Annotated in this window: 2 protein-coding genes; both read left to right on the top strand. The window is 47.7% G+C overall.

What is annotated here, in order from left to right:
* Positions 1-121 precede the first annotated feature (121 nt).
* Entirely contained in the window at positions 122-2,404 is a 2,283-nt protein-coding gene (locus tag AACS18_RS12455) for an ATP-dependent nuclease (RefSeq protein WP_108611840.1), read from the top strand.
* Positions 2,397-4,364: an AAA family ATPase gene (locus AACS18_RS12450; RefSeq protein WP_108611839.1), complete on the top strand. Its 1,968-nt coding sequence runs from the start codon at positions 2,397-2,399 to the stop codon at positions 4,362-4,364. The genes AACS18_RS12455 and AACS18_RS12450 overlap by 8 nt, the downstream gene beginning before the upstream one ends.
* Positions 4,365-4,609: the final 245 nt, after the last annotated feature.

Here is a 4,609-nt window from a genome sequence, read left to right as displayed (position 1 = left end):
TATTTATTGACCTATGCTTTGTATGGATACACAGTATCTATGAGTAAGAAAGCATCCATTTTAGCTAACTTACTTAGTTGGATAACATCGATTGTGTTTACTAAATATCTCGGGGGCTTTCTTGCATCTTCATTCATATCGACTAAAAAACTTTAGACGTCTAAAGGACGCTCATATTGAGTTAGCGGATGATATATCAATCTTCGTAGGGTCTAATAACAGCGGAAAAACATCAGCAACCCAGGCCATCCAAGCATTTATCTCGGGAGGAAAGGATCGATTCACCCTCTATGATTTCAATTCTTCGTGTTGGAGAATATTTGACGAAGCTGGAGATATAGACCCGATCCCAGAAGATTTTTCACTTCCCAGCATAGACCTCGATCTCTGGTTTGAAGTTGCATCCACAGACCTCTATCTAGTGATTCCATTGCTTCCGAGTACAGCATGGGAGGGAACCAAAGTAGGTATTCGAGTTTCCCTGACAGCTAGAAACCCCATCAGCGTCCTTCAAAACTATCAAGAAGCTAAGGCTAAAGGTATCGAGCAAACCGCAGAATTGCCCGAGTCGCAATATGTTCCCTGGCCTCGCTCTATGACGGATTTTCTTCAGCGCGAGCTCAAGAGTGAATACGAATTGCGCTACTTCATCTTGGACCGAACTCAATTTGACGAAAATTTCCGCGAAATCGACAACTATGTTCCAGACGAGTTAGTTGGAGAGCCGAGCGGTGGAGCGATTCTCAAGTCGCTAATCCAAATCGATAATCTCGGAGCTCAACGACACCTTACAGATCCTAATCTGGAAGCCGGTGGCAGATCGGAAGATCTGTCAAAGCGTCTGAGCCGCTTCTACAAGCGAAACCTTAATCAAAGACAAGACGATCATATAGCCCTCAAGGCACTTTATGACTCAGACCAAGCTCTGAATATTCACTTGGATGGGGTATTCAAACCGATGCTTGATAGGCTCGCCAAGCTTGGCTACCCGGGCATCAATAATCCTCGACTGAAAATCATGTCGGCGCTTGATCCCGCCCACGTAATGAGCCAAGACGCACGGGTGCACTACCAGATTGGAGATGGCGAAGATACAGCCACTCTTCCTGATAGCTATAACGGACTGGGATTCAAGAATTTGATCTACATGGTTGTGGAAATTCTCGACGCTCAAGCCAGATGGACAACTATGGACAATCGTCCCCCATTACACCTGATTTTTGTGGAGGAACCAGAGGCCCATCTACATGCTCAACTCCAACAGGTCTTCATCCGTAATGTTCTTGAACTCCTGAACATAGAGGGTGACGATGGGAGTATTTTTGGCAGTCAAATGGTCATTACGACCCACTCGCCGCATATCCTTTACGAGCGAGGCTTCAAACCTATCCGCTACTTCCGGCGTAAGAAAGTCGGCCAGGAACAGTTAACAGAAGTTCTAAATTTATCAGCGTTTTACCAAGCCCAGCCAGATGATCGGGATTTTCTAGAACGATATCTTAAACTAACTCATTGCGATCTTTTCTTCTCTGATGCAGCGATTCTCGTTGAAGGTAATGTTGAGAGATTGCTCCTACCAATCATGATTCGGAAGGTCGCGAAGACGCTCCGTTCAGCTTGCCTATGTATTTTGGAAGTCGGTGGTGCTTTTGGACACCGCTTCCAGTCGCTTATCGAGTTTCTTGGTCTGACAACGCTAATAATCACCGATATTGATAGTGTTGCGCTAATCGCCCCTGCGGCTGATGATGATACTGATGAAGAGGATATCGAGGAGTTTGAGGTTCCAGCCAACGCAGAAGAAGGCATTGCTGAGCAGACTCAAAATGATGCGCAAGCTCCAGCCACAGAGTCTGCTGCACCTAACAAGAAATACGGTAAGGCTTGTTTGCCTAAAGAACCTGACGCTGCAACCTCGAATCAAACCCTCATAAAATGGCTTCCTGGTAAGCTCACCATTGAAGATCTACGTCATGCTTTGGACGAGGACAAAACACATGATCTTGGAGATGGAGCGAAGGTCCGTGTCGCTTATCAGACTGAACGATCTGTCACTTGGAACGGGTCCACTGAAGCCCTCTGCGGGCGCACGCTTGAGGAGGATTTTGGCCTCGAAAATCCGGAGTGGACTCAAGCCGCTGCGAGAAAGCACCTTGGCCTGGTTGTGAAGGGAGTTATCGCCGACCCAAGTGCTCTCGCTAAAGGCCTACATGAGAAGATTTCGCGGAAAAGTTTCGATAAAACGAAGTTCGCGCTCGCCATTCTCACTGAAGACGAAGAGATGTGGCATGTCCCAGCTTATATCCGTGATGGGTTGGTTTGGTTGATGAACGAAGTACAGATCGAACTTGAGACCAAACCGCTGGACCCAGAAGATATCGCTATAGGGGGCAACCATGATTAGCCGGGCAAATAAGCCGGACACCCAGGCCGATATCGACCTTCGAAGCTGCCTTGAAGACGTTCCCCCGCGCAGCTTCATAATGAAGTCCGGTGCTGGCTCAGGGAAAACTACTTCTCTCATCAAGGGTCTGTCGTCGGTCATCCGAATTCATGGAGATAAGCTGAGGAAAACCCGTCAGCGCGTTGCCTGTATTACCTACACAGAGATCGCAGCTGGAGAGATATGGAGGGATGTAGGAAGTGACCCTTTGGTTCACGTCTCGACAATCCACAGTTTCATGTGGCTGCTAGCTAAACCATTCCAGAACGACATTAGAGTCTGGGTCGCTGGCCGTATCGCGGAAAAAATAGCGACACTTGAAGAGAAGCAGGCAACCTATGGCCCCAGGGTCCAGTTGCGCACTAAAGACAAAGATACCCGAGATCTAGAGCGCCTCCATCGACAGTCAAAACGGCTCGGTACTGTTAAGGGCTTCAGATACGGAACAGGTAGTAAATACGCAAAGGGGATCCTGGGCCACGACGATATTCTGAAGCTAGGAACATATCTCATTGTCGAACGACCACTATTCCGAACACTTCTTGCGCAACAGTTCCCTTTTGTCTTTGTGGATGAAAGCCAGGACACGACTAGCGAAGTCGTAGACGCTTTGAAGACCATCCAGCGTGAATCAGGTGTTCCTTTTTGTCTCGGTTTCTTCGGCGATCCGATGCAAAGAATTTACGTCACAGGTACCGGTCTGGTTGAAGCAGAGCCCACTTGGGCTGACATTCCGAAGCCTGAGAATTACCGGTGTTCAACAAAGGTTCTGAATCTCGCAAACGCCATTCGTCGAGACGGTGATGACCTCGTTCAGATCCCTGGTCAGCGTTTAGGTCCGAATGGCATCATCCCTACTCCTGAAGGTGCCGTTCACCTTTTCATTTTGCCTGCAGACGAAACGCGAGATGCTAATCTGGTTCGTGTGCGTGAGTGGATGGCGGAGCAAACTGGTGATAATCATTGGAGGCTTGGGGATGATGACCAAGCGCGGGTAAAGCTACTCGTCATTGTTCACCAGATGGCAGCGAAACGTTTAGGATTCGGAGACCTCTACACCGCGCTCAACTCAAAAGCCCCGTCAGCATTCAAGGACGGGTTTTTGGATGGCTCTGCCTGGCCCCTTTCACCATGTGTAAAATTCCTAATTCCGATAGCAGTTGCCCATACCGACGGCCGACAACTAGAAGTTATGAGACTGATCCGAAAATACTCACCTCTTCTCGCTAGAGATTCTATTGTGGGGGGAGCAAACCTAAGTGAACGTCTTAAAACACTTGAAGGGCTGGTTGCGTTGATCGCGGAAAGCATCACGGATAAGAACTCCAGCGTAACGATTGGCGACCTTCTGAAGAAGGTGCACACCGCCGAGTTACTGAACCTCGATTCCCGACTGACATCTTACTTAGACCTAAATATAGCCACACCTCCTATTCAGCCTCAGCTTGAAGAAGTTGCAGGCAATGACGATGATGACGATCCAGAGGAAGATGAGTCCGACAAAGAATTGGCTTCAATGGAAGCTTTTCTAGGATGCCCTGCTAATCAGCTTCTTGCGTACCAGACCTACATTTCTGAACGCTCACCCTTTTGGACTCAACAAGGCATAAAAGGGGCTGAGTTCGATAGAGTGCTTGTTGTATTGGACGATGCCGAGAGTACCCACAACCAGTTCTCCTACGAAAAATACCTGGGCCTCAAAGCCCCCTCAGATAAGGATCAAGAGCATATAGCAGCAGGAGAAGAGACGACCATGGATAGAACGCGCCGCCTTTTCTATGTTAGCTGTACAAGGGCATTGAAAGACTTAGCAGTCATCCTTTTCACGGCAGATCCGGTACGGGCAAAGGAGCATATACGACAACTTGATTTATTTGAATATGGGGCTATCCACACTGCAGCTGTTTTCGAAGAGAAGTAAGTATTCATTGTTGTAAAAGTAAGCTCGATTTCACCATGGGAGATCAAGCTTAAGCAACACTCTACAATAGTGGGTTATTCGATCTAGGATGATCTGGTATTGAATTGAAAAGAAAGAGGGAGGCATGGCGCCTCCCTCTCTTTTTAGCCTTTAGGCCATGCGTACTGGAATTTTATTTTCCTTAAGTGAGCGACATTGGCTATCAGACTACTTTTTCATTTTCAATGAGACGTCATTGCACGTAT

The sequence above is a fragment of the Aeromonas sp. HMWF015 genome (genome assembly GCF_963878965.1).
Taxonomy (GTDB): Bacteria; Pseudomonadota; Gammaproteobacteria; order Enterobacterales; family Aeromonadaceae; genus Aeromonas; species Aeromonas veronii.
Note: the sequence above shows the minus strand (reverse complement) of the source record. Positions and strands in the feature narration are given on the sequence as shown.